This window comes from Streptomyces alkaliphilus, assembly GCF_014141535.1.
GTDB classification, from domain to species: domain Bacteria; phylum Actinomycetota; class Actinomycetes; order Streptomycetales; family Streptomycetaceae; genus Streptomyces; species Streptomyces alkaliphilus.
Window position 1 is genome coordinate 1 of sequence record NZ_VKHT01001729.1, and the last position, 457, is coordinate 457.

1 protein-coding gene is annotated in these 457 nt (G+C 75.9%); it reads right to left on the minus strand.

Annotated elements, in window-relative coordinates:
* Nucleotides 1-31: 31 nt before the first annotated feature.
* Nucleotides 32-457 (minus strand): M23 family metallopeptidase (locus FNQ90_RS26515; RefSeq protein ID WP_182608594.1); only part of this gene is annotated, 426 nt, incomplete at its 5' end.

A 457-nucleotide genomic window follows, 5' to 3' on the forward strand; every position in this document is an offset into this window, starting at 1 on the left:
GGACGGGGGAGTGGGCCGGACGGGGCGCCGCTCAGTCCAGGCGCACGCCGTGATCGCGCAGCCACCGCACCGGGTCGACGGCCGAACCGTAGTGGGGGGTGAGCCGGATCTCGAAGTGCAGGTGCGGGCCGGTGGAGTTGCCCGTGTTCCCGCTCAGTCCCACGCGCCGCCCGACGCCCACCCGGTCGCCCGGCTCCACCGTGACGGCGGAGAGGTGGGCGTACTGGCTGTGGTAGCCGTTGTCGTGGCGCAGCACCACCGACAGCCCGTAGGCGTCGCCGCACTCCACCGCGACGACCACACCGGAGCCGACGGCGAGCACGTCGGTGCCCTCGGGCACCGCGAAGTCCTGGCCGGTGTGACCGGCGCCCCAGTGCTCGCCGTCCGCGCCGAAACCGGCGGTGCGGACCGCCCCGGCGTCGGCGGGCAGGGGCGCGGTCCAGGGGGTCTCCACGGC